A 25,398-nucleotide genomic window follows, 5' to 3' on the forward strand; every position below is an offset into this window, starting at 1 on the left:
CCCCCATCTCTCTCTATTTTTGAAGGTTTATCGTGAAAATCTTTTCATATGAAGGGGAAGCTCCAAGATGTGTTTGATATAACGCAACCTGAACTGCTTCAAATTGCTTATCCTCCAAATTCGCTATCTGGCGAACGCTCTCCAACGAAAAGGGACTATCCCCCCCGAATTTTCTTGCCAGCGTAATATGAGGCTTAAACGGCTTTTTATCAAGTTCAAAACCTGCTTCGATACAAGAATTATAGACTTTCCTTTGAATGGCAAAAAGCCTTTCTTGCTGCTTGACGCCTGCCCATAGAATCCTTGGACTCTCACTCTTGCCAAAACCGCCGATATCGCCGAGTTCCAAGCCGAATGAGCCCTCATTGGCAAGCTCGTTTTCTATACGCCTCAAAGCATCCTCTTTCAATGTATCGGGAGCATTGCCCAAAAATGCCATCGTAATATGATAATCGGCTGGATGCAGCCATTTCTTAAATGGAAAGTCTTGCTTTAGTTGTTCCGTAACAGCATTTAAATAAGCCTTAATATCATCAGGCAATACTAAAGCAAAGAAAAAATGAGTATTTATGGTCACTTACATTCCTTCCTGTTTTCCCTTTAATTTTACCATAATTCCCATTGCGTATACCTTTTCTTGGGCATCCTAATAAATACTCCCTCCATCAGGAATATGGTCCAGGTCGTTTTTTTCGCGCTCGGTCTGATAAAACGGAAAAGACAACAAAAATAAAACAAAAAAGGACCAAAAAATTGGTCCTTTCTGCCATTTCTTCTTTTAGCTGAACAGTGTTTCGTAAAGCAGGAACAAGTTCAGTCCAATGATAAGTACAGCTATAAGCCAAGCGACGCTCGAGGTGATTTTATGGTTGACCAGGCTTCCCATGATTTTTTCATTGCTTGTAAACATGATCAATGGCACTAAGGCAAACGCGATGCCAAACGAGAGTACAATTTGGCTCATCACAAGTGCTTTGGATGGATTCACTCCCCATAATATTATGAGCAGGGGCGGAACGGTGGTAATGACCCTTCTTAAATAAATCGGTATATGCCTTTTAATGAATCCTTGCATGACTACATCACCGGTCATTACACCAACGGATGAGCTTGATAAACCGGCAAATAATAATCCTACTCCAAAGAACATCGCGACTGATGGTCCAAGCATCGCACCGAATTGTTGATAGGCAACATCCAAGTCCTCTACAAGTATTCCATTCTTATGAAAAAGGGCAGCTGAAACTATGACCATGGCGGCATTGATCGCGCCTGCAATCAACATGGCGATGACAATGTCAATTAGCTCAAAACGATAAATCTTTTTTCTTTCCAAATCATTTTTTCCGACTATTCTTCTTTGAGTCAAAGAAGAATGAAGGTAAATCGCATGTGGCATAACGGTGGCTCCAAGCATACCGGCCGAAAGTAAAATACTGTCCACTCCCTCGAACTTTGGAGTGAAGAGTCCTAAAACAACGGCTGAAGTGTCAGGTTTTGCATAAAAAACTTGAGCACCAAATGCTATCACAACGACAAATATCATGACCGTGATCAGAGCTTCGAATGTTCGATAACCTCTGCGCTGGAATTCCAGAATGGCAAAGGAACCAATCGCTGCAATTATTGCCGATGTGATAAGCGGTAAGTCAAATAGCAAATAAATCCCTAGTGCAGCTCCTATGAATTCAGCTAGGTCGGTTGCCATTATAACGGCTTCGGCCTGAATCCATAATAAGAAAGATGTTTTTTTCGAAAATTTTTCCCTGCATAGCTCTGGAAGGTTCTTTCCAGTGGCTATCCCCAATTTAGCTGATAGTGATTGGATGAGCACAGCCATTAAATTGGATGCGAAGATAACCCATAATAACGTATAGCCATATTTGGATCCGGCTGTAATATTGGTCGCATAATTCCCTGGATCAATATAGGCCACAGCAGCTATAAAGGCAGGCCCTAGATAGGGTAGCAGTTTTTTTATTCCTCTCGAGGAAGATTGATGCAACACATCGGACATATCTATGTCAACTCCTTTTTATACGCAACTCAAATTGTTGCGACAGGTAAACTTTTTAGGTTATTAGCAAGTATATTCCTGGTTCTTGAAAATGTCAAAAAGAGAGGATTGGATAAGGATATAATTTACTTAAATGGGGATTCGGTGATGGCCATCTGCTTCCGGCTACACATATAAAAACCCCTTGCCAATAGGCTAAGGGGCTTTTAATTATTTAACGGAACCGCATTGCTTCTCGATTTCCTCGGAAAACAGTTTCTGCAGTCTTTTGGTTATCGGACCGGGTTCCCCGGCTGCAATCGATTGGCCATCGATATTAATAATTGGTGTCACTTCGACGCTTGTGCTTGTATAAAGGACTTCGTCGGCTGCCATCATGTCCTCGACGGTGAAGGCTTCCTCGACAAATGGGATCCCATGATCAGCGCAAAGTTTCAGCATCACCTGACGGGTAATCCCATTCAGGATCAAGTTTGTGGCCGGATGCGTTTTAAGTAGTCCATCCACCACGATTGAGACATTGGACGAACTTCCCTCCGTCACCGTACCATCTCGATGCTGGATCGCTTCATCACAGCCGGCTTCTACAGCTTGCTGTTTAGCCATTATATTACCCAGTAGATTTAAGCTCTTGATATTACAGCGCAGCCAGCGGATATCGTCGGTGGTAACAGCCTTAACCCCTGGCTTGATTTTTCCTGTATAAGGCATTTCCTTGGTATAGGCAACAAAGACCGGTTCCACCTCAGCCGTTGGAAATGAGTGTGTCCGCGGAGATACGCCCCTTGTCAGCTGCATATAGACGATACCGTCCTTCAGTTGATCTTCAGCGATCAGCTCTTCCATGCGGGCTTTGATTTCCGCTGCAGTAAAGGAAACTTTCATCTGTATCAACTTCGCACTGTCCATCAGCCGGTTCAGATGCATGTCCCCCGCAAATAATTCGCCATTATAAACCCGGATGACTTCATAGACGCCATCACCGAATTGATATCCCCGGTCTTCAATATCTACCTTTACTTCGGACCTGCTTTTAAGGTCGCCGTTAAAAATGATTTTCCCCATGTCTTTCTCCCTCTTTGCCTCTTATTTAGCCAATTCATGAATGGCACGTGCATAAATGGACGTAGCCTTAAGCATATCTTCAATATCAATATATTCATCTTTCTGATGTGCAATGTCTTCGCTGCCAGGGAAAAGCGGGCCAAATGCAACGCCTTCTTTCAATGAACGGGCGTATGTGCCGCCGCCAATCGAAAGGAGTTCAGCTTTATCACCTGTCTCCGCTTCATAAACTTCCTGCAACGTCTTTATCAAGAAGCTTTCACTGTCCACATAATGTGGAGTTGAATGCGAATTGGTCTTCACTTTCAAATTATATGCCGCAAGCCTTTCTTCCAATGCCGCCTTTTGCTGTTCCCACTCAAATGTCACCGGATAACGCATGCTGAAACCAATCGAGCTGTCGCCTTGTTTAGAATAATTGAAAACGCCGGCATTGACCGTCAATTCACCTGTTTGCTCATCCGAATAAGCCACACCTAAATTATTTCCGCGGGAATCTTCAAACAAACGATCCTTTATGAAAGTGAAGTAGGCTTTCGCATGCGGATCAAGAGTGAGGTCAGCTAAAAATACGGCTAAATGCAGACCTGCATTCTTTCCATTTTTCGGTTCCATCGCGTGTGCCGAGACACCATTCATTTCTAGCAGCACTTGATTTTTTTGCGGAACTGCTTGGCCCCTCAATGAGTATTTTTGCAAATAATCCTGATAGTTTGCCGCCACTTCAGCAGGGTTGGCCGCTTCCACAATAGCCTTAGCAAAATCCGGTACCATATTCGTCCTTCGACCTGAAGAAAATTCTATAACATTCACTTCAGAGTTCGTGCCATTTCCTGCATCGGCAGGGTGTATAACCGAGAAATCCCAGATTCCTTTTTCCGCACTGATGATCGGGAAATCAGCATCAGGTGCGAAGCCGATCGAGGGCATTTCCTCCACTTCAAAGTACCGGTCAACGCAGCGCCAGTTCGATTCTTCATCGGTTCCAATGATCATCCTCACACGTTTGTTCAAAGGTTCTCCTAGCTCCCGGACCAGCTTCATCGCATGATAAGCAGCCATCGTCGGCCCTTTATCATCGATTGCCCCACGAGCATATATGCGGCCATTGCGGATTTCAGCGCCGAACGGATCCGAACTCCAGCCATCTCCCTCAGGTACCACGTCGACATGGCATAATATCCCGATTAACTCCTCGCCTTCACCCATTTCGATATGACCAGCGACATTATCGACATTTTTCACAGTAAAACCGTCTTTTTCACCTAATTGAAGCATGAAATCAAGCGCTTCCTTCACCCCTTTACCAAATGGGGCCTCCTCTGTCGGATGTTCTTCATCCAGTACACTTTTTATTTTCAATAAGTTTTGTGTGTCCAGTAACAAGTCCATTTTCCGTTTTTCAACTTCTTCTCGCCAATTCAATTCACTCAAAATACGACAGCTCCTCTTTTATATATATTTTTCATTTTATCACTTTTACTACCCGATTCGCCAAGCGTTGCTACCTATTCTTCGTATTCCCGTATTATCGCTAACATCAAACTACCGATAAAAATTCCTTACATAAATGAAAAACACCCCATTGATTTCCTCTCCAGGCACTCGCTTTCCGCGGGCGGTCCGCCCTCGGCGCTATCTTTAGCCTGCGGGGTCTCCCTTGGACGCGCTTTTCTAAGCAGGAGTCTCGCACACCTGTTCCATCAACTAAAATTTAGATAGAATCCCTTTTGTCTACAATAAAACACCCTCTTTTATTAAAAAGAAGATGATTTCATTAGACTATCGGCATCCATAAGCTTTGTTACTTTTCGGTTCAGCCTTGGGATGTATAATGCTAAAAACACGGAACGTCCTAAACTGAAGGCCAGGAATGCAAGCCATAATCCATGATTGCCATGATTGCTGACAGCCGTGAATTGGACAAATAGAAAAGCCAATAGTGCAAGGAGCATTGAGTTCCTGACTGGAACGGCTTCTGTCGCACCGGTAAACACTCCATAAAAAATGAGTCCGATAAAGGCACTGAATGGGAATAGGACTATCCAAAGTCCATATTCATGGGCCAGTTCGATGACGCCGGGAATGTTCGTGAAAAGGAGAATGACCTTATCGCTGAATAGATAGTAAGATGCAGCAAGTATGAACGAAGCATACAAGCCCCACCGCGCCGATAGTGAAAGTGTTTTTTTATAAAGGTTTATATCCCTCGAACCAATCGCCTTCCCGACCAGAAGACTCGACGCGTTCGCGAAGCCATCAAAGCAATAGGCCATCAGGTAATGGATTTGAATGAGTACGGCATTGGCCGCCAGTGTCGCTGTCCCGAAAGTGGCTCCCTTGGCCGTAAAAAGATTGAAAACCGTGATCAGGCAAATGGTCCTGATGAATAAATCCCTGTTGACCACCATCATTTTTTTCAGGGAAGCCCGATCGAACCCCTCCCGGAATGAAAATGAATCCGGTACGTTAACCGCTTTCCGGATCACCCACAAGCCCAGCAAAAAAGCGGCAATCTCTGATATCAATGAAGCGGCAGCAACCCCTGATACAGACCACGAAAAAGCATTTACAAAAACGAGGCATAAGACAATATTGATCACGTTCATGAAAACTTGAATGAACAAAGATGTTTTTATTCTGGATTTCCCGATTAACCAGCCTAAGATGACATAGTTCAATAATGCAAAAGGCGCCCCCCATATCCTGATGCCGAAATAATCTGCGGCAAAGGCGGAAACATCCGATTCCGGACCGATTGCGCCTAACGAGATATTCAAAATGGGTTTTTGGACCACGATAAAAAGCAGGCCGATGATCATTGCAATGAAAAAAGGCCGAATCAAGGCCATCAGGCTTTGCTTTTCATCCCGTGCCCCCTCCGCTTGTGCAGCAAAGGCAGATGTACTGACCCGCAGAAAACCAAAAAGCCAATACATCGTATTAAAAATTATGGTTCCGACAGCCACCCCGCCAATATAAGCGGGATCACTCAACTTTCCAACCACAGCCGTATCGACCGCACCGAGCAAAGGCGTACTCATCGTCGAAATCGTAAGCGGGATGGCCAAGGAAAGATACACTCTGTTATTCATAAAATGATGACCTCCTATGTACATAAAAGTTCTGAAAAGCTAGAATTGGAATAGCGTTATAAAAATTTGTATTTAAAGTACAAAAAAATTGCAGTATTCAATTTTAATCACTAGAATTGAACATATGGTGCTCCCCGTAATGCATGAGATGCCTCTAAAAGATTACTTGTGAATCGTTTCAAATAGAACGGGTAAAGCTATTTTAGATATTGATAATTTACGGTTTCAATATTAGAAGATTGAAAGATTGATACCGCTTTCAACCTGCAGCAGTTATGGAAAGTCCATTTTTTTTACAGGCATACATGTACTTTTTTATCCAGAAAGAAAAAGGAAATTCTCAAGCCGGAAAATAAAATGCTTGATGGATTTTTGAAGGAGTTATAGTATTGCTCGTTGATAATATAACTTTTGCACTAGCTTTGACATACATTCATCGTTATAACAACTAATTAGGAGTGATCATGATGGGAAGATTGACTAATAAAGTAGCCATTATCACTGGCGGAGCATCTGGTATGGGCAGGGAAATGGTAGACCTATTCACAAAAGAAGGAGCACAAGTCATTGCTGCTGATATCAATGAAAAAGCTGTAGCTGTTGTGAATGAACTGGATAATGTCCATGGAACTGTACTTGATGTATCTTTAGACGAAAGCTGGAAAAAGGTGACGGATGAAGTTATCGCTAAATTTGGCAAAATCGACATTTTGGTAAACAATGCCGGTATCTCAACAGAAAAAGACATTAACGATACGACATTGGCCGATTGGCAGCTAATGTTAAGCATCAATGGATTTGGACCATTCCTTGGAATGAAACACGTTGTTCCTCACATGGCTAAAGAGGGTAAAGGCGCAGTTGTAAACATTTCTTCCTTCACTGCTCAAATCGGAATGGGCTTAAACTCTTATTCAGCTTCAAAAGGTGCCGTTCGTGCTATTTCCAAGGCTGCCGCAACGCAATATGGCCGCATGGGCGTCCGTGTCAATGCCGTATTCCCTGGTATCATCGAAACACCAATGACTCAAAAATTAGAAGAGTCAAAAGAGTTAGTGAACCAAATGATCAAAGCAACTCCATTACAACGTTTGGGTCAGCCGGCGGATATTGCAAATGCCGTGCTTTATCTAGCATCCGATGAAGCTTCATACGTAACTGGTGCCGAGCTTGTCATCGACGGCGGATACTCAGCTCAATAATTATAGGCAGAAATGGAAAATCCCGTTTCTAAAGATCCAGAAACGGGATTTTCTGATTCCAATAAAGAAATTTGGTTTGTTAAAATGAGTTACGTTAACACACCAATGAAATAACCAAAAGCCGTAAATACCAAACACCAGCTGAAAGCCCCTGCTCCTGCAAAGATAAAGTACTTTCGTTTCCCCATTCCATTCATCCCGGAAATGTAACTGGCGAAGTGACGGACTCCTGGGATGAAATAGGCTATGATAATGGTCCAAGGACCGTATTTATTGAACCATTTCTCCAATCTCTCCAACCTCGCGGGGGTCATTTTGATCCACTTACCATGCTTCCTCAAAAAAGGCTTCCCCACCTTTTTTCCGATGAAATAACTGATAAGCATCCCGGATATCGATCCAAGGAAACTGACAAGGAATGCTCCTTGGACATTCAAAACGGAAATGGATGACAAATAGCCGACAAAAGTCATCAAGAACTCATCAGGTACCGGCAAGCCAATAATCCCCATGGCCAACAGTCCATATATCGCAAAATAACCATAGTTTGATATTAAATCTTTTACTATATCCATCTAAAGTACTCCATCTCAGCACCCTTTTTTAAAGTAATCCATATTTTACGCGGGCCTGGGTATCGTGATTACTTCTTTTTATTAGGATAACCTAATTTAACCCAAATGAGTTGATTTTCATAAAAAAAATAGAAAAAAAAGAAGAATGGACACGTTTTTTGTTGAAATACCTGTATGATAAAGCAAATCAATGTTTCCTCTTCACGGAAATGAAAAACGGCAACAATAAAGCGGACTCAATACCTGAGTCCGCTTCTTCTCAATTCACAAGCTTTATTTCATTGATTGGCCAATACACTAGATTCGCCTTGCCGACAATTTCATCGACGGAAATCGTGCCTATTTCACGGCTATCCAAACTATTTTGGCGATTGTCCCCCATAAGGAACAACTGGCCTTCCGGCACTGTCATGCTGCCTGTAATATCTTCTAGCTTGAAGGATTCAGTCAGCGGCATCCCTGCCATCTTATTCTTATATTTGTCCAAGTATGGTTCTTCATAAGCTTTCCCATTAATATAAAGCGTATCGTCTTTATATTCAATATGATCACCTGGCAGACCGATAACCCTTTTTATATAATCTTTATCTACCGTTGCATGAAAAACGACAATGTCAAACCGGTCTATATTATCGATATTCGTTCCAAACTTGGTAAGAACAATTCTTTCGTGGTCTTGCAGAGTCGGCATCATTGACTCACCGTCCACGACAATCGGTGCAAAAATATACGTTCGAATTAAAAAAGCTAGAATGACTGCAATCAATATCGCTTTTATCCATGAAAAAACTTCTCTTCTTTTTTCCAATCGAAGTCCCTCTCTCTGTTTTTTATTCATGTCATTATATCATAATCCTTTAATGATCACGTCATACAAATACCCACATTTTACACATTGTAATTTACTTCCATTTTTCATACTGGATTTCGACGCTTTCCAACTCTATTTCCCTGCGCTGCATTTTGGCTGGACAAATCGCATTATATGTACGGACTTTCTCATTTATTTCATCAATTCGTTTCTTAATTTCAGATTCAGTTCCATTCATTTTTTTCAATCGAACCAATCCTGTTAGCTCTTCCCGAATTTCTTTTTGCCATTTTATCCAAAGCGGAAGGTAGCCGGCATCCTTGGCCTTCGTCAAGAAGTTGTCATATATATTTCCCGATAGCGCCGACTCCGGAAGCGGTTTTCCAAAGCCAGGATTATTCTTCAGCCCGCCGTCTCTTTCATATTCCTTAAAAATCTGATCCATCCAGTTTACATGCCCGTGTTCTTTGCCCATAAACAATCCCCCTTCAGATCACTTTGTGTTACATGTATTTACAATTATAACATTTTTATCAATATTCACTCCACCCTGGAGGATCATTCTATGAACACTTTCTACTATTGTATATGCATATCTTTCAGCCAAACACATTCAGACAGCAAAAAAAAGGATTCTCCTATTGCGGGAATCCTTTTTTGCCTTCTATTTAACTGTGATTTTCCGTTTTACTTCTGCCTTGTTCTTCGATTTATCCGTAACTGTGTAAGTCAATGTATAGGTCCCTTTTTTCTTCGTATTCACAGTCCCTGTTATTTTGATCTTACTTGTTAAACTTCCATCAAGATTATCTTTCGCGGATACACCTGATTTAGGATTGAATGTCGAGTTATAGGCAATGGTTTTGCTTTTTGCACCGGAAATGACCGGCTTGGTGCTGTCTACCGTAATCTTTCTTGTGACTGTCGCAGTATTTTTCGATGAATCAGTGATTGTATACTTTAATGTATACGTTCCTTTTTTCTTTGTATTCACCGTACCTGTCACCTTTATTTTACTAGTCATGTTGCCATCCAGGTTATCTTTCGCAGATACGCCTGATTTAGGATTGAATGCCGAATAATAGCCAACCGTTTTACTATTGGCTCCCGAGATGACTGGCTTGGTGCCATCTATCGTGATCTTTCTTGTGACTGTCGCTGCATTTTTCGATGAATCGGTGACCGTATACTTCAATGTATAGGTCCCCTTTTTCTTCGTATTCACTGTACCCTTCACTTTGATTTTACTAGTCAAGCTGCCATCGGCATTATCCTTGGCACTCACGTTTGTTTTTGGATTGAATGAAGAATTAAGTTTGATGGTTTTATTCCCGGCACCGGAAATCACCGGCTTGACTTGATCATAAACGGTGATTTTCCTTGTGACCTTGGCAACATTCCCAGCTTTGTCAGCTACCGTATAAGTCAAATTATAGGTGCCCACTTTCTTGGTATCCACCTTACCTTCCACACGTATGGCACTCGTTAAGTCACCATCTTTATCATCCTTCGCCTTTACGCTGGTTTTAGGATTGAAAGTGGAGTTGAATGGAATCGATTTACCGGCAGCCCCAGAAATAACAGGTTATTCGTATCCTAGATAGGTGCGACAATCGATAGCCTATTGGATATGTAAGCCGATGAAACATACCCCTTAATCTTCCCGTCTTCCGTTTGTACGGGGTAAAAAACAAATTTATTTCCTTTAGATTCGTGATAGTTAAAATTCCCTGTGATGATCAAGCTTGTATTGGGTGGAACAGATACTGCACCTGCCGTAGTGCTTATTTCTTTCCTGATATTCGCACTGGATGTCGTCACCACTCTGTCTCCAGCCTTGAACCAATAAACAGAGTCATGCGTTTGATCTGTCAGTGTGTATTCAAGATTTTTAAAAATGATATTTTCGGTGCTTTCCCGGTCATATTGAAAGTCCGTTGTTTTGAATGGATATTTGGCAAGTTTTGTGCCATTCAAATAACTTTGGTTTTCTATCTCAGCAAAAACTTCCTCTTGGTAGGCATTCGGATTTATTTTCCCGTTTTCCTGGTAAAGAGGACTGTTAACCGGTTTTGTTCCATTGTATGCCATGACAGGGAAATACCAATTTTCGATGACCCTTCGTCCTGCACCTTTGATCTTGGGCAAATCCATTCTTGAATACATGCCACTCAGTACCTCGACGCCTGCCTCGATATTGTAGACTAAATCATTTTCCAGCTTTTTCTGATCATACCCACTTTTATTGGTAAGCTGCATAAGACCGATACCGCCATCGCCGGATATAATCGGTTTACCGTCCTCATTAAATTGCCTCCAATCCCCGTTTTCCTGCGTAGCCACCGCTTTTACAACTTCAGGGGGGATTTCGGCCTCTATTGCCGCATTCGTCAGTAAGCAGTTAATCTGCTTATGGGGAGGATTTACATTTGATTGAATCTCACCGAATGATGAACACGCATTGGTTATTCCAGACTCCGCAAAAGCCTGTCCCTGGAACAAACCGAGCGTTAAACAGGTCAGTGCTCCAACCTTCATTAAAGGTATCTTCATCGATCGAACTCCAGTCTATTTATATTTAAATCTATGATAATAGTAACATGATAGACTGGTGATTGCAGGTATAAAAAGGTATATTCCCCTAAAATAACCTCACAGCACAAAAGGAGCTTACCCGCATTTTCGGGACAGCTCCTTTGTTTTCAAATCACACTATGTATTATGTCGGATCAAACGATCACTTCCACCGTTTCCCTCGGCTTCCTTACAAGGCACATGATACCCGGTATGATGAAGAAAATAAGCGGCCAAACATGAAAGATCGTCAAAATGCCCGTAATGATCAATAAGATTCCAGCTCCCTTCGCTTTGCCGCCTTTTAATAGAAAGATAGCGATCAAACCGCCTGCCAATGCAATGAACAGCGATATGATTCCCGCCCATAGTATGCCCATGAACAACTTGATCGACATATCTACCTCAGACGAGGAAAACTCAGAATCTGTCATTAAAGAGTAGTCCATCATTTCTTTCATATCGATACTGTTGAGATAAACGGCCGCTATGATCGTCATGATTAAAAAAATCGCAGCGATACCCACGCCTATGATACTTAATACGAATTCCCATGTCCGTTTCATTTACTTCGCCTCCCTGGAAAAGTCACGTATATATAATACCCAATCTTTGAAGGAATAAAAGACTTTTATTCCTTACTCCTCAAAATCTTATGAGCGTCCATTTGGTAAAGTTGACCAAATTGATTCAACTCCCTTCCCTGCCCGAAAGATCCGAAGAAAGGGCCATCAGTCACCCTTTTTTTCAATCGATCATTTAAGTCATCTCTTTTACTTTCCAGGTTATTCATCTTTTGTCATATGTTTTTATAAGGAAATAGACTCTGTTTTTATCAGAGCCTAAAAAACATTCCTATTCAAGATCAACTCCACCAATTGTTCGACAGACGGTTCTTTCGGCATCATATCCAATGTAAATCCATAGTCTTTAAGTCTATTGCCGGTACTTTCCCCGATTACCCCGATGGATGCTTGATTTAGCAGCCCTTCAACATCCACGTCTGCCTTTTTCCCATATTGCATCAGCATATCAACTGAATGCCGATTCGAAAATAGTACCGTTCCGACAGCTATCCCGTCCAACATTCTCGGAAGGATTTCAAAGAATCTTTCATCGACGAATTTATCGACTGATTGAAAATAGTCTCCGTTCCCATGTGCCGGATCTCTTTGATCTCTGTTTCGATCTCCAACAACCAACAGGGTTCCGGCTTCCGACATCTCGGATTTGAGCTCGGCCATCAGTCCCCGTTGCTGTAAAGCCTTTTTCGATTTCCTTGATAACACATAAAGTTTAGAAGAAATCCGGCGGAAATCAATAGCATGTTCAGTGAGTGATTCCAAGAAACCATGGACACTTTCAGGCGAAGTGAAGAGAATCCGATCATACAAAAGAAAAGAGAGCAGCTGACTTTCATCTATTTTCACTTTGGCCGCATTCCATTTAGGAAACTCGATGACTTCACCGCCAAGTTCATCCAGGGTTTCTGCCAAGGAACTTTTTGCCGTCCCGGTCCGGGCCACTAAAAACCGTTGCCCAAACAGTGGCTTCTTTTCGAACCATTGCAGTTTTCCCCTTAGTGAAATGATATCCCCGACCAAGGTGATCGCAGGATTGCCAAGCGACCTTTCACTTACCTTTTCGACGATATCATCCAAAGTCCCCTCGACACTTTCCTGTCTTCCATAAGTGCCCCATTGTATGACGAGTGCCGGCGTATTCCCCGGCTTTCCATGATTGATCAAATTTTCGCGGATATACGGAAGGTTGGCCACACCCATATAAAAGGCAACCGTATCTATACTTTTCGCAAGCCCGTTCCAATCCATATCCTTCTTCGTTTGGTCATGGCCCGTCACCATCGCAAAGGAACGCCCATAATCCCGATGCGTGACGGGGACTCCTGCGTACATGGATGCAGCAATGCTGGACGTAACCCCCGGAATGACTTCGAATGGGATTCCCACATCTTTCAACGATTCAGCTTCCTCCCCTACTCTTCCAAAAACGGAAGGATCCCCGCCTTTCAAGCGAACGACCCGATGCCCAGCCAGTGCTTTGGAAACAAGCAGCTCATTGATTTCCCCTTGACTGATGCCATTCGTATAAGGTGTCTTGCCACAATATATCAATTCACAATCGAGGGTGGCAGCCTCCAACAGTTTGGGATTAAGCAATCTGTCATATAAAATGATGTCCGCTTTTTCAATCGCTTTTTGACCTTTTACGCTAATAAGGCCCACATCACCCGGACCAGCACCCACAAAATAGACCTTGCCCTTGGTCATGCCGAACTCACCCCTATCTGCTAGCTATTCCCTGATAATATTTCACCAGCTCCACCATTGCACTGCCCATCCGCTGATCTTCAGGATAAATGACCCGCTCGATCCCTTCATCGATGACCACTTGCGCCGTTACCTTTCCGACCGCAAGAGCAATTACATCTGATGTAAACAGGTCTGTTATCTTATCCTCCACACCTTGTTCACGGACAAATCTCATTAAATTTCGCGGCTGCGGTGCACTCGTGAACACAACCGAATCGATTTTGCCTTCAAGGATTTCTTGGATCAGCTGCTGCATCGTTTCTTTTTCGGGCGGTATATGTTCATATGGCAGGATTTCTTTATGTTCCACTTTTTGTTCATCCAACCAGTTCATCAAAAGAGGCGCCGGATCGCCGTGAAGCTGCAAAGCGGCCTTTACACCTTTAGACAGATGGCCTTCCAGATTGCGAACAAGCCCTGCCGTACTGCCATCATCATCCCGGATTAATGGCTTCAGGCCAAGCTTTTTCAGCATATTCACCGTTTTATAGCCCCTGGCTGCAATTTTCATGGACTGCAAGGCTTCAATGAAACGATCTCCCGCTTCCATCTTCACTGCCGTTTTATATAATAATTCCGTCCCCACTCCCGTCGTAAGGATGATCCAATCGAACTCCCCTGCCATCAACCGGGTGACATCCTCTTCCAAATGGGAATCATCCAGGAATACCGTCCCCTGTGCCGGGCGAACGAGCGGGACTCCCCCAAGATTTTGAACGATTTTACTAAGTTCTTCCGTCTTCCGCGCTCCCAATAAAGCAACGGTCCTGCCATTAAGCTTACTCATCCATGCCCCTCCTATATGTACATTCAATTAAATCCATCTCAACCATTATACAAATTTTCAGTCTTCGAAACTATAAAAAACGAATTCCATATCAAAATCAACGCTTTTTCTTTCTTTTATCCTATATAAATTCAAAGAAAAAATGGATTAGCAGCATTTTTCTTCATATAAGTCCAATACTCGTGAGTTTGGGGCTTTTACTCGTGAGTTTGGAGCAAATACTCGTGAGATTGGGGCTTTTACTCGTGAGTTTCCAAGAAAGTAAAACTTGGCCTGGAGTTCACTCCAGGTGATTTCTCTTAAAGAACCAAGTTATAAATGGAACGAAAGATTGATTGTTAGAGTAGTCCTAGTAAGTTCAATAAGAAATATCATCACATACGTAAAACTTCATTTCCCTATTTACCTTTTCTAGCCAATATAAAAACTGCCAGCATGACAGCAATTTTTTTCAAAATTTAACTTTTGTTAATTCTTGTTTAGTGCCCTTTGGGCAATATGCTCCTGTTCCTTTTTTACAAAAACATCATATTGAATTGTTTCATGGCGATTTTGAAAGTTCTCGGAACCTGAATTCATAGGCGTTTTCGTTTTGAATTGTATCCCTTCCCTTTCCAGTTTCGCAATCACCTTAAAATAATTTTCATTCCCGAATGCCGTATAAATACATGTCCAATATTTATATGAAATTATTTTAGCAGTTAATATACATGCAAGAGCGAAAACTAGTATTCCAATTATTATATACACCCTTTAGCTTCCTTTCATTTCGGACTTTTTGAAAAGCCATCCTGTACACTATATTCTTTGCCCTACATAACATTTCCTTTTTAAGTGAAAAAAGGAGACCCCAGTTTCGGGTCTCCTTCTCATATCTGCATTATTTTTCCGGCACGTTACAGGAACCGTCCGTACAGGTGTCGCCTGTTGCTGGATCATTCACGATTGTAAGCGGATTTTCCTCAGCCCATACTTTTTTTAGCGTATCCAGGAATGCTTCTGTTGGCTGGGCGCCGGAGATTCCATACTTGCGGTTAATGACGAAGAATGGCACACCTGTAATACCAAGCAGGCTACCTTCTTGCTCATTTCCCCTAACCTCTGCAGTGAATGCAGTTCCTGCCAGCATGGCTTCCGCCTCGGACTTTATAAGACCGGCCTCTTCAGCTAAACTAGCCAATGTAGCGTGATCGCCAATATGTTTGCCTTCCGTAAAGTAAGCTTTAAATAGACGTTCATTCATTTCTTTCTCTTTACCTTTTGATTCAGCAAAGTGCATCAAGCGATGAGCATCGAACGAATTCGTTAAGACCACTTTGTCCAAATGATAATCGAGTCCCAATTCTTTAGCCTGTTGAGTCAGGTTTTGGCTGCTCGCTTCCACCTGCGCTTGAGACATGCCGTATTTCTTGGCAAGCATTTCATTTTGAGTCATATTAATATCCCGCTCAGCCTCTGGATTCAATTCAAAACTGCGAAATGAGACCTCTACCTGATCTTTATTTTCAAACTGCTTTAACGCCTCTTCGAATCGACGCTTTCCTATATAACAGAACGGACATTGATAATCCGACCAAATTTCCACCTTCATGTAAAAACCTCCTCATTTTAAATGCAATCACATTAAGCACATTATATAATCTTGGGTATCCTCTTGCAAGGATATTACCCCAGACACTCATTTTCAAAATTGGTGAAGTCGACTTTTTTCATGAATTCTTCCAATGTATAGCCCTTTAGCAGACGCAATGTTTCCTTTTCGGCTTCGTTCATGATCTCCTCCAATGCCGTATCCAGCTGCTTCCCGACTTCACCGCATTCGCTCGTTTCCATACAAACAAGGCATTCCGGCCTTACCGCTTGATACACATCCGCCAAAGTAAGCTGAGACGCAGGCACCTTCAAGCTATATCCGCCTTCCCGTCCTTCCTTCGTTTCGACGATCCCCGCAGCTGCAAGCTGGGCCATCACCCTTCTTAAAAAAGTGGCGTGTGACTTCACCTTTAAGGCGATTGCCGAACTTGTCAGGAGCTTTTCGCTTTGTGCGAGCCAAACCAGAGAGTGAATGGCAATAGCGAAACGCGGCGGTCCGATTTGATTGTTTCGATTACCTGAAGACATGATTATCCCCCCTTACACCCTGTCCATGGTAAGGCCATTATACTATGTTACGTGCTCCCGAACAAATGGCGCCGTTTCCGTTTTTTTCGACCGCAGCGGACGATTTTCCGGCCTTTTCCTGATTTCGGCAAACTAATCACCAAAACCCGGCAAAAGCATCCTTTTGCCGGGTTTTCCAATTCTACTGAATGATTTGTACATTTTCATATAAATATGCTTCTTCGGGTGCCTTTATTTTCTTCGACTCTTTTAAATCGATCACCGGTACGGGTTCCCCTTTATAGCTTCCTTTTTTTAATGTCCCTGTAATCGTATACCAATCATTCGTCTTCATTCCTTCCACGTTCCCGTTGACCATATATCCGTATAACGTCGCATCGACCACACAGCAGGACATGGAGAGGCGGGAGATGGCCATTTGTTTTTTCGTAAATGCATCCTCACGGTATATGAACCCCGAAATCTCTATTTCCTTCCCCTCGATCGTATCGAGGTTGTTCAGTAAATCATCCAGTACTTCAAAATAATTATCATCGGTTACGGAGATTTTCTCCCCATTCGCATGTTTCCCTGAATCATATGAACTTACCATCTGCATCTGCTGCTTCGCCATCCCCCTTTTCGCCAGCACTTCCCCGCTTAATGTAAAATCGGTCAAGATGAAGCCCAGAAAAATCGGAATGAAGAACAAACTATATTTAAGAATCAGTGCGGACGAGGAAGACTCTCCATTCGATCCGCAATCACAATGATGTCCACCTTGCTTTTGTTTTTTCATTCGGAGAAGGCTGATCACTAAAAAGGCAAAAAGCGCCGCCAATGCATATGGAACCATTTTGGGTGCAATCAATTTCGTTAAATATCCTGAAACATACAATTTAAAGATCATGAGGCCCAGTCCAAGCAGCAGCAATCCTTCAAGTCTTTGGATAAAAAAACGTTTCATCAGAAGCCCCCCTTACTGATCAATCCGCCTGCAATCAGGCATAGGCTGAAGACGACTGCGAAAACAAGCAGGACATACGTGACGACGAAGTTCCGTTTAAAACAGGACATCATGATCAGGACATTTTTCAAATCCAGCATGGGACCAAATACAAGGAAACCGAGTATGGAGCCTGGAAGAAAACTTTGGGAAAAGGAGGCGGCAACGAATGCATCAGCTGATGAACAGAGTGAAAGCACAAATGCAATCCCCATCATCAATGCCGTGCCTATTATTGGCGCCTGACCAATATCGGCCATTACGGTCCGATCCATGAACACTTGAAATACACTGGCAAACAAGGCCCCGATGATAAAGTATCTGCCGACCATAAAAAATTCCTGTGAAGTATGATCAATGAAGCTTGTCCATTTACTGGACTGAATATCATGTTCATGCCCGTGTACCAGTTCCAGCTTCTCCTCTTTCACCACATCTTTAGTGCTGAATATATGAATGAATAAACCTGCAATTATGGCCGTCAGGACACAAAGGATGATTCTTCCATATAGAATGGCCGGATTACTTTGGAATGCATAATAAGTTGAGCCAAACACGATGACATTCAATATTGGGGCTGTTACGAGTAAGACAACACCTGCATGGACAGGAACACCCTTTTGAATCAATCTCCGGACGACCGGAATGATTGCACATTCGCAAACCGGAATGATCAGCGCCGCCCCTATCGCAGCAAAAATGGCCATCAGGGGGCTTTTTGGTATCATCCGCTGAATGATTTCTTCACTGATGAACAACTGGATGAACGATGAGGCAATGGCCCCCAGGAACAGGAAAGGAATCGATTCTAAAAACAATCCCAAAAACACGACGAACACAGAATGAAGCATCGGGTAGCCCGAGAGATCAATCGCTTTGGGAATGAATACATCGCCTAGAAAAAAGAATGCCAGCATCAAAAACAGCAGAATCACTAACAGCAAATTTCCCGTGTATCGTTTCAAAAGCATATTCTACCACCTCGCAAATCATAATTATTACGATTTAAGTTCGGATTCGGTCTAGTATATGCTTTTGATAGGATGAACAGAACATGAAAAATGAGAATGGAAGACATTCCCCACCCTCATTTATTTCTTCGATATAGATCCCTGCTCTTGTAACCTTCTCCTAAAATCATTTTCATTTCCTGGCGCCGTTTCACTTGGGTCGCCTCTTGCTTTGCACTATACACGTAACGAGCCCAATCCTTGCGATACCCTGGGGTAAGTGATTGATAGAACGCAAGCAAATCAGGAGAATCCTGCAAATCTTTCTCAATTTCAGAAATCATTTCGATATAATCATCTACTGATTGGCTTGCTTTAGTAGATGGACGGTTTCTATTTTTCGAATCTTCTTTCAGTCCGACTACCGTAAAGACATCATCCAAGCCAACCATACGTGCAAACTTCAGTTCACTCGAGCCAACATAACCGTCATCATCCGCACCAAGGCCTTGCATCAGATCATCACGATGAATATATGTAGCATATTCTTTATTCCCCTTCTTGGGGTACGCCAAATAAATATAGCCATTTTTATTCAATTGTTTTTTCTCGATTACCTTATCCACGATTCCTTTTAAAGAATCCATATCCAATACAAAAGCAAATATAAGATCATAGGCACTTTCATTAAGCTCTGTATCGTAATCCGGCAGCTCCGCTAAACAATCCGCACCTGCTGGCAGATTCAAGACTGCAACCCGTTCATATTTATGTAAATTCAGTTTTTCGACTATTGTTTTAGCCATTGGCATTCACCATCCTCGTTCATTTTGTCTATCTTCAGTTTATAAGCTCCCCCATTGCGTTAGCAACTTTTCTCTTGATAGTCTATCAAATATAAAAAGGAAAAAGACGATGTGTAAACCTTCCGTCTTTTTTCATTTAATCATTTCTAGGAAAATATTAACTGTGCTATAATTCAGATATAATCAATTCCAATGTCCAGCTTCTTTTAGTTTCTTTTCCCTTTGAATGCCAACTTACATTTCCCTGTTCATCAGAGGAAGCCCTGGACGTCGCATTCTTGTAAATGAATAGTAGGCATAAACTTAACTTTTTTGCATAGGCATGATAGGGTATCAAAACTCCAGAAAAAATGTAGTCCCTGGAAGTACAGACCTGACTTCAGTTCTGCATCTCTTCCTCAAGACAACATGAACCAATGTCTTACACTTGAAACATGCTTTTTTTTGTACAATGCGAGATATCTTTTACGATCTTTCCCAAATAGAAACCTTCCTAAATTGCATAGTGTCACACCCCTGCAATCACATTCATATTCCATCATTGAATTAAAATCATGATCCTTTTGAAATCAATGTTTATAAGTTCCACATCGTACCACCTTAGTTTTTTTGCATTCTTTATGCAGTCAGATATCCCTTTGTTTTTTCCTATATCAAAAAATCAGTGATGCTTTCATATGGGGGTGTCACAAAAGGGGAGTTCTCATGAATTATATCGAGTATGATTTGCTATTCGAATCAAGAAAACAGTTAATAGAGGAAATTACGGAGTTGGATGAAAAAATGCTCCACCATAGGCCAGCACCTGAAGTATGGGGCATCGCCCAAATTTGCCATCATTTATATCTTACGGAACAGGTTTTTACAGAAGCTATAGCAAATGGCATTCGGGAAAGGGATTTTAATAATATCATTCAAAAAAACATTTACCTGGTTACTAATAGAAAAAAGAAATTCGTATCCCCTGACATCGTTTCACCCTCTTCAACCCCATTTCAATTATCGAGCCTTATGGATTTGCTGGGAAAATCAAGGGATCGATTATTACAGGTTCTTTATGATATGGATTCAGATATCTTGTTAAATAGAAAGAAAGCCAAGCATCCCCTGTTTGGGGACCTCTCATTGGATCAATGGATTGAATTATTATCCTTACATGAACAAAGGCATATCAAACAGATACAAGAAATAAAGTCCGCCCTTATATAAGCCTTTATGTCAATGACACCATTTAAATCGATTTCCAAACAAAGAGACCACTTCATCTTGTGGTCTTCTTTCATGCATACTATGAAACGAACGGACTGTCGGGGGCTGCACCAAATTGACAGATGGGCAGAACCCATATTTCCCTGTTCTAGCATCAAGATGCCATGAAATGATATAAGTGATCGAAGATGGAATGATGACTTGGAACACGATTTGCCACCAATTCGCTCCGCTTGCTTGCAGGGCTTCTATAAAAAGTTTCGTGCCATTACTTGTGAATTCTGAGCATTTACTCGTGAGTTTCTTACTTTTACTCGTGAATTCGAAGCAATTACTCGTGAGTTTCGTACCTTTACTCGTGAATTCAGAGCATTTACTTGTGAATTCGAGCGATATCTGGAATGGAAGTTTTTATATAACATATGTGAAACAATCGCTTCGATAGATTATGACCGTGTGCTCAAGGACTTGATTGCTCCGCTTATCCCGACATAACGATTCCACTTGCAAAAGTGGAATTAAACTTGAACACTGCAAGATATCCCGTTCGAAAAGAGTAGGAAAAATCACGTTCAGTGTACTGCTGCTGGATCCGAATTCCACAAAGCCACGCTGCCTATAATATTGAAACATAGAGGTAATATCCGGACCGTCCTTTTCAATTTCAGGAAATGTTGATTTTGCTACAAAAGATGTATGAAGAGCAATCGGGAAATCGTCCATTAACCTAAGCCTGCCAATTTTAAAGACCTTGTCATCACTTTCCGCCTCGAGGCTTTGAAAAATCTTCTGATCGTAAGAAATTTCTTCGCAAAAAATAGTACTCGTTTGAAAGGAAAACTGGAATTCTTTCATTTTCTCGGTGAAACTGACATCTCCGGATAGAATTAACGGAATTTGCTTCTTGCTTTCCTGGACATAACTTCCCTTACCTTGCTTTGAATAGATAAAGCCTAAATCTTGAAGCTCCTCGTATGCCTTCCTGACAACCATGCTTGGAACATTAAATTGATCAGCGAGTATATGCTCTGAAGGTAACTTTTTATCCAATTGAAAGGTCCCACTATTAATTTCCGATATTAAATGATCCACTAAAAAGTTTTTTTCCGCCAACAGAAATCCCCCTTTAAATAATAGATCTGCCCAATACCTATTTTTACTTGTTAATGTCAGTGTAATGAGAAAATATGAAGCTACCATGATTTTCTTGTAAAAAAAAGTCCTGGTCAATTACCAGAACAAAAGGGAATACTTATCTTATGTCTTTTCAATACAACATCCTGCATCGTTCATTCTTTCAACTTGCTCATCCGGCATATGATCAGGTCGCTTTCACAGTAAAATTCCTGGTTTCATAGATCAATATTTCTCAATACCACATCATTAATGGACATGCTTTTTTTCCTTAATTTCAAAGCATCCACACATTCCTTTCCTGGGCTCATACCGCCAAGCCGAATCGGCTTCTCCCCATAATCCCCATGAAAATCTGAACCTCCTGTCTTAATGAGATTATACTGATCTGCATATGAAATCGCTCTTTCCTCTTCTTCATGACCATGATGCGGATGAAGAACTTCAATCCCTTCAAGCCCTGCTTCTACAAGATCAGGAATAATTTCGAAGCTACCGTATTGTCCAGGATGAGCAAGGACCGGAACGCCTCCGGCAGCACGAATCGCCTTCACAGCAAGGATGGCATCCACATATTCCATAGGAATGAAGGCAGTGCCTGGCTCTTCTCCATTTTGGCCGCGACTGAAGATCTTCTTATACAAATCTCCATAGATAGAATCCGTATACCCCGATTCCCGCAGCGCCAGCATAATATGCTGTTTATAAACACCGGTTCCTCCCCTGAATTTAGAAACCTGATCCCAAGTTATTCGATATCCTGCATGAATCAGCCGTTCCACCATTTTTTCAGAAGCTGCATTCCTCTTATGAATCAGTGGGTTACATAGCTCCTCAAGCGCCTTATGACCAGGCTCAACAAAATAGCCCAAAATATGTACACGCCTTCCTCTTGCAAAGTCATAACCAGAAACTTCTATTCCAGGGATGATTTCAATTCCTATTTCCTTTCCCCGTTCCACCATCTCTTGCAATCTCATCGTTGTATCGTGATTCGTAATCGCTAAATGGCCAATGCTCTCCCTTTTTGCAACCTCCAATAGTTCTTCAAAAGAACTGGAACCATCTGAAATGTTCGTATGACAATGTAATTCAACCTTCATGCCAATCCCCCCATTCTTATTCGTTACCCATTATCATTTTAACTTAGTGCCATGTCGGTCCCGTTAAGAAGATGTAAAAAAACGTAAAGGTGTAAAAGTCATACAGATTGGTGAAAATACTTAAGTATTTAATGCAGTAGACAAATAAAAACAGTGGAGTTGATTTCAGAAATCCGTTCCCTTTCCGCCGACTGTCTGCCAAGCCTCATCAAAGCATGCGCCTGCGGGGTCTCGACTAGCCAGTTATTCGGCAGGAGTGTCGCAAATTTCTTCCATCCATTAAGAAGTACAGGAAAAAAACATGAAGGATAAACTAGTCCTAAACATGGTTCAAGATGAGACCGGCCTGCAGTTTTTTCTTTTTAAAATTCCAGTTGATTTCAGAAATCCGTTCCCTTTCCGCCGACTGTCTGCCAAGCCTCATCAAAGTAAGCGCCTGCGGGGTCTCGGCTAGCCAGTTATTGGCAGGAGTGTCGCACATTTCTTCCATCCATTAAGGAGTACATGAAAAAAACATGAAGGATAAACTAGTCTTAAACATGGTTCGAGATGAGACCGGCCTGCAGTTTTTTGTTTTAAAACACGTTCCAGTTGATTGGAACGGAAGGCGCGAGACTCCTGCGGGAAAAGCGTGGCAAGGGAGACCCCGCAGGCGTAAAAGCGCCGAGGAGGCTCCCGCCCGCCCGCGGAAAGCGAGTGCCTGAAGTGGAAATCAACGTTCCCATTTTACAAACCCCAAAAAAATGTTGGCAAACAATTATTATCTTGTTTGTAGACAAAGAAGACCTATCTTTTAACACAAAGATGATTGGAACGGAAGGCGCGAGACTCCTGCGGGGAAAGCGTGGCAAGGGAGACCCCGCAGGCGTAATAGCGCCGAGGGCTGACCGCCCGCGGAAAGCGAGTGCCTGAAGAGGAAATCAACGTTCCAAAGTATCATATCATCCGTCTTTTTCAGCTTCCTGTCCTGTAACGGATTTTCCATCAAGCTGTAATAAAATCAAAATAGAACCATTAAAAATTTTGACTTACTGTCAAAAATGATGTACATTACCTATTGGGCGAACAATTTTAATATATAAAGATAAAAATATTCGTATATAGAGGTGCATAACATGGAAAACGTGTTTGATTATGAAGATATTCAATTAATTCCTGCAAAATGTGTAGTAAATAGTCGTTCTGAGTGTGATACATCCGTTACTTTGGGTAAACATACATTCAAGTTACCTGTAGTACCTGCCAATATGCAAACGATCATAGATGAAAAGATTGCCATTTACTTAGCTGAAAACGGTTACTTTTATGTAATGCATCGTTTTGAGCCAGAAAAACGACTGACTTTCATTAAAGATATGCATTCACGAGAATTGATCGCTTCCATCAGTGTCGGCGTTAAAGAAGAAGAATACGGATTCATTGAACAATTATCGGCTGACAACATTGTGCCTGAATACATTACTATAGATATTGCACACGGCCATTCCAATGCCGTGATAAAGATGATACAGCATATAAAAAAACACTTACCTGAAAGTTTTGTCATTGCAGGAAATGTGGGAACTCCTGAAGCGGTACGGGAATTGGAACATGCCGGTGCGGATGCTACAAAGGTTGGCATCGGGCCAGGGAAAGTTTGCATCACTAAAATCAAGACTGGATTTGGAACGGGCGGCTGGCAGCTAGCTGCACTTCGCTGGTGTGCAAAAGCGGCAAGCAAGCCAATCATAGCTGACGGCGGCATTCGTACAAACGGTGATATTGCTAAATCAGTTAGATTTGGAGCTTCCATGGTCATGATCGGTTCACTATTTGCTGGACATGAAGAATCTCCAGGTCAAACGATCGAGAAAGATGGAAAAGCCTTTAAAGAATACTTTGGTTCAGCTTCTGAATTCCAAAAAGGTGAAAAGAAAAACGTTGAAGGTAAAAAGATGTATGTCGAGCACAAAGGATCTTTGGAAGATACGTTGAAGGAAATGGAACAAGATCTTCAGTCTTCCATTTCATATGCCGGCGGAACCAAGTTGGAAGCCATCCGGAATGTGGACTATGTGGTCGTTAAGAACTCAATCTTTAACGGTGACAAAGTTTATTAAGAAGGAATCATTAACGTAAAAAAGAACGGCCTAATCAAGGATTAGGCCGTTTTTTATAATTATATCTTTTTAACAAATTGGGATTTTAATTTCATTGCACCAAAACCATCAATCTTGCAATCAATATCATGATCTCCATCAACTAGACGGATGCTTTTGACTTTAGTGCCCATTTTTAAGACGGATGAGCTCCCTTTCACTTTAAGGTCCTTGATTACCGTAACGGTATCACCATCGTTCAAGGCATTTCCATTAGCATCCTTGATAGTCTTCTTTTGATCACCATTTTCCGTTTCCGCTTCCAGCGTCCACTCATGGGCGCATTCCGGGCAAACAAAAAGACTTCCGTCTTCGTATGTATATTCTGAATCACATGCAGGGCAATTGGGAAAATCAGACATAAATTCACTTCCTCCTTCGTTATTGTCAATTCTAATATAATAATGGTATACGTACAACCGGTAATGATGGACAGGCTATTACAGCTCCTGTTCCTCCCTTCCTCTAGAACCTATAGAGTTTTTACTATATA

The 25,398-nt window shown here is 42.0% G+C and carries 27 protein-coding genes; 4 read left to right on the top strand and 23 right to left on the bottom strand.

Going from position 1 to position 25,398, the window contains the following annotated elements; translation table 11 throughout:
• Nucleotides 1-13: 13 nt before the first annotated feature.
• The 5 genes from thpR to ACFX4I_RS09095 form a co-directional block, all read right to left on the bottom strand.
• Nucleotides 14-577, bottom strand: coding sequence for an RNA 2',3'-cyclic phosphodiesterase (gene thpR, locus ACFX4I_RS09075; RefSeq protein ID WP_377420127.1), 564 nt, complete (start codon nucleotides 575-577; stop codon nucleotides 14-16).
• Nucleotides 578-778: 201 nt separating this feature from the next.
• Nucleotides 779-2,017: an Nramp family divalent metal transporter gene (locus ACFX4I_RS09080; protein WP_377420129.1), complete on the bottom strand. Its 1,239-nt coding sequence runs from the start codon at nucleotides 2,015-2,017 to the stop codon at nucleotides 779-781.
• A 210-nt stretch (nucleotides 2,018-2,227) separates the two neighbouring features.
• Complete coding sequence (gene dat / locus ACFX4I_RS09085) at nucleotides 2,228-3,082, bottom strand: D-amino-acid transaminase (protein WP_309518616.1); 855 nt, start codon at nucleotides 3,080-3,082, stop codon at nucleotides 2,228-2,230.
• Between the two features lie 21 nt (nucleotides 3,083-3,103).
• Nucleotides 3,104-4,516 carry a dipeptidase PepV gene (gene pepV / locus ACFX4I_RS09090; protein ID WP_309518615.1) on the bottom strand — a complete coding sequence of 471 codons (1,413 nt, stop codon included), beginning with the start codon at nucleotides 4,514-4,516 and terminating at the stop codon, nucleotides 3,104-3,106.
• A gap of 323 nt (nucleotides 4,517-4,839) precedes the next feature.
• The gene (locus ACFX4I_RS09095) at nucleotides 4,840-6,177 is read right to left on the bottom strand and encodes an MATE family efflux transporter (protein ID WP_377420131.1); all 1,338 of its coding nucleotides are present in this window, start codon (nucleotides 6,175-6,177) and stop codon (nucleotides 4,840-4,842) included.
• Between the two features lie 467 nt (nucleotides 6,178-6,644).
• On the opposite strand from ACFX4I_RS09095, the gene ACFX4I_RS09100 reads away from it, so the two are divergent.
• On the top strand, nucleotides 6,645-7,379 hold the full coding sequence (locus ACFX4I_RS09100) for an SDR family NAD(P)-dependent oxidoreductase (RefSeq protein WP_230300796.1): 735 nt from the start codon (nucleotides 6,645-6,647) through the stop codon (nucleotides 7,377-7,379).
• Between the two features lie 89 nt (nucleotides 7,380-7,468).
• Here ACFX4I_RS09100 and ACFX4I_RS09105 read toward each other — a convergent pair whose 3' ends face one another.
• The 14 genes from ACFX4I_RS09105 to ACFX4I_RS09170 all read right to left on the bottom strand — a co-directional run bounded on the left by ACFX4I_RS09105 (nucleotide 7,469) and on the right by ACFX4I_RS09170 (nucleotide 19,321).
• Nucleotides 7,469-7,954 carry a DedA family protein gene (locus tag ACFX4I_RS09105; RefSeq protein WP_230300713.1) on the bottom strand — a complete coding sequence of 162 codons (486 nt, stop codon included), beginning with the start codon at nucleotides 7,952-7,954 and terminating at the stop codon, nucleotides 7,469-7,471.
• A 259-nt stretch (nucleotides 7,955-8,213) separates the two neighbouring features.
• Nucleotides 8,214-8,762 carry a signal peptidase I gene (gene lepB, locus ACFX4I_RS09110; protein WP_230300714.1) on the bottom strand — a complete coding sequence of 183 codons (549 nt, stop codon included), beginning with the start codon at nucleotides 8,760-8,762 and terminating at the stop codon, nucleotides 8,214-8,216.
• 94 nt (nucleotides 8,763-8,856) lie between these two features.
• Nucleotides 8,857-9,240, bottom strand: coding sequence for a DnaJ family domain-containing protein (locus tag ACFX4I_RS09115; RefSeq protein ID WP_377420133.1), 384 nt, complete (start codon nucleotides 9,238-9,240; stop codon nucleotides 8,857-8,859).
• A gap of 189 nt (nucleotides 9,241-9,429) precedes the next feature.
• The gene (locus ACFX4I_RS09120; protein WP_377420204.1) at nucleotides 9,430-10,344 is read right to left on the bottom strand and encodes an immunoglobulin-like domain-containing protein; all 915 of its coding nucleotides are present in this window, start codon (nucleotides 10,342-10,344) and stop codon (nucleotides 9,430-9,432) included.
• Between the two features lie 17 nt (nucleotides 10,345-10,361).
• Complete coding sequence (locus ACFX4I_RS09125) at nucleotides 10,362-11,318, bottom strand: transglycosylase SLT domain-containing protein (RefSeq protein ID WP_377420135.1); 957 nt, start codon at nucleotides 11,316-11,318, stop codon at nucleotides 10,362-10,364.
• Nucleotides 11,319-11,494: 176 nt separating this feature from the next.
• Entirely contained in the window at nucleotides 11,495-11,905 is a 411-nt protein-coding gene (locus tag ACFX4I_RS09130) for a DUF4064 domain-containing protein (RefSeq protein WP_230300717.1), read from the bottom strand.
• Between the two features lie 276 nt (nucleotides 11,906-12,181).
• Complete coding sequence (gene cobA, locus ACFX4I_RS09135; RefSeq protein ID WP_377420137.1) at nucleotides 12,182-13,630, bottom strand: uroporphyrinogen-III C-methyltransferase; 1,449 nt, start codon at nucleotides 13,628-13,630, stop codon at nucleotides 12,182-12,184.
• Nucleotides 13,631-13,643: 13 nt separating this feature from the next.
• The gene (locus tag ACFX4I_RS09140) at nucleotides 13,644-14,459 is read right to left on the bottom strand and encodes a uroporphyrinogen-III synthase (protein ID WP_377420139.1); all 816 of its coding nucleotides are present in this window, start codon (nucleotides 14,457-14,459) and stop codon (nucleotides 13,644-13,646) included.
• A 468-nt stretch (nucleotides 14,460-14,927) separates the two neighbouring features.
• Entirely contained in the window at nucleotides 14,928-15,209 is a 282-nt protein-coding gene (locus ACFX4I_RS09145; protein ID WP_283932051.1) for a hypothetical protein, read from the bottom strand.
• A gap of 130 nt (nucleotides 15,210-15,339) precedes the next feature.
• The gene (locus ACFX4I_RS09150; protein ID WP_309518608.1) at nucleotides 15,340-16,050 is read right to left on the bottom strand and encodes a DsbA family oxidoreductase; all 711 of its coding nucleotides are present in this window, start codon (nucleotides 16,048-16,050) and stop codon (nucleotides 15,340-15,342) included.
• Nucleotides 16,051-16,124: 74 nt separating this feature from the next.
• Complete coding sequence (locus ACFX4I_RS09155; protein ID WP_063232644.1) at nucleotides 16,125-16,580, bottom strand: RrF2 family transcriptional regulator; 456 nt, start codon at nucleotides 16,578-16,580, stop codon at nucleotides 16,125-16,127.
• A gap of 181 nt (nucleotides 16,581-16,761) precedes the next feature.
• A complete protein-coding gene (locus ACFX4I_RS09160; protein ID WP_377420141.1) occupies nucleotides 16,762-17,526 on the bottom strand; it encodes a TIGR03943 family putative permease subunit in 765 nt (254 codons plus the stop codon).
• The gene (locus tag ACFX4I_RS09165) at nucleotides 17,526-18,536 is read right to left on the bottom strand and encodes a permease (protein WP_377420143.1); all 1,011 of its coding nucleotides are present in this window, start codon (nucleotides 18,534-18,536) and stop codon (nucleotides 17,526-17,528) included. The genes ACFX4I_RS09160 and ACFX4I_RS09165 overlap by 1 nt, the downstream gene beginning before the upstream one ends.
• A gap of 116 nt (nucleotides 18,537-18,652) precedes the next feature.
• A complete protein-coding gene (locus tag ACFX4I_RS09170) occupies nucleotides 18,653-19,321 on the bottom strand; it encodes a YdeI/OmpD-associated family protein (protein WP_377420145.1) in 669 nt (222 codons plus the stop codon).
• A 705-nt stretch (nucleotides 19,322-20,026) separates the two neighbouring features.
• Here ACFX4I_RS09170 and ACFX4I_RS09175 point away from each other — a divergent pair.
• Nucleotides 20,027-20,530 carry a DinB family protein gene (locus ACFX4I_RS09175; protein WP_377420147.1) on the top strand — a complete coding sequence of 168 codons (504 nt, stop codon included), beginning with the start codon at nucleotides 20,027-20,029 and terminating at the stop codon, nucleotides 20,528-20,530.
• 178 nt (nucleotides 20,531-20,708) lie between these two features.
• The gene (locus ACFX4I_RS09180; protein WP_377420149.1) at nucleotides 20,709-20,975 is read left to right on the top strand and encodes a hypothetical protein; all 267 of its coding nucleotides are present in this window, start codon (nucleotides 20,709-20,711) and stop codon (nucleotides 20,973-20,975) included.
• Here the strand turns inward: ACFX4I_RS09180 and ACFX4I_RS09185 are convergent.
• From ACFX4I_RS09185 to ACFX4I_RS09195, 3 genes are all read right to left on the bottom strand, one after another.
• Nucleotides 20,942-21,643 (bottom strand): GntR family transcriptional regulator, encoded by a 702-nt coding sequence (locus ACFX4I_RS09185; protein WP_377420151.1) that lies wholly within the window; start codon nucleotides 21,641-21,643, stop codon nucleotides 20,942-20,944. The genes ACFX4I_RS09180 and ACFX4I_RS09185 overlap by 34 nt on opposite strands.
• A gap of 239 nt (nucleotides 21,644-21,882) precedes the next feature.
• Nucleotides 21,883-22,767 carry a PHP domain-containing protein gene (locus ACFX4I_RS09190; protein WP_377420153.1) on the bottom strand — a complete coding sequence of 295 codons (885 nt, stop codon included), beginning with the start codon at nucleotides 22,765-22,767 and terminating at the stop codon, nucleotides 21,883-21,885.
• A 319-nt stretch (nucleotides 22,768-23,086) separates the two neighbouring features.
• Nucleotides 23,087-23,248 (bottom strand): hypothetical protein, encoded by a 162-nt coding sequence (locus tag ACFX4I_RS09195; RefSeq protein ID WP_377420155.1) that lies wholly within the window; start codon nucleotides 23,246-23,248, stop codon nucleotides 23,087-23,089.
• Between the two features lie 634 nt (nucleotides 23,249-23,882).
• Between ACFX4I_RS09195 and guaC the strand changes: the two genes are divergently transcribed.
• A complete protein-coding gene (gene guaC, locus ACFX4I_RS09200) occupies nucleotides 23,883-24,866 on the top strand; it encodes a GMP reductase (protein WP_192206137.1) in 984 nt (327 codons plus the stop codon).
• 59 nt (nucleotides 24,867-24,925) lie between these two features.
• On the opposite strand, the gene ACFX4I_RS09205 is transcribed toward guaC, so the two are convergent.
• A complete protein-coding gene (locus ACFX4I_RS09205) occupies nucleotides 24,926-25,267 on the bottom strand; it encodes a zinc ribbon domain-containing protein YjdM (protein ID WP_230300728.1) in 342 nt (113 codons plus the stop codon).
• Between the last annotated feature and the right edge of the window lie 131 nt (nucleotides 25,268-25,398).

This window comes from Peribacillus sp. YIM B13472 (genome assembly GCF_042788005.1).
Classification (GTDB): domain Bacteria; phylum Bacillota; class Bacilli; order Bacillales; family DSM-1321; genus Peribacillus; species Peribacillus simplex_E.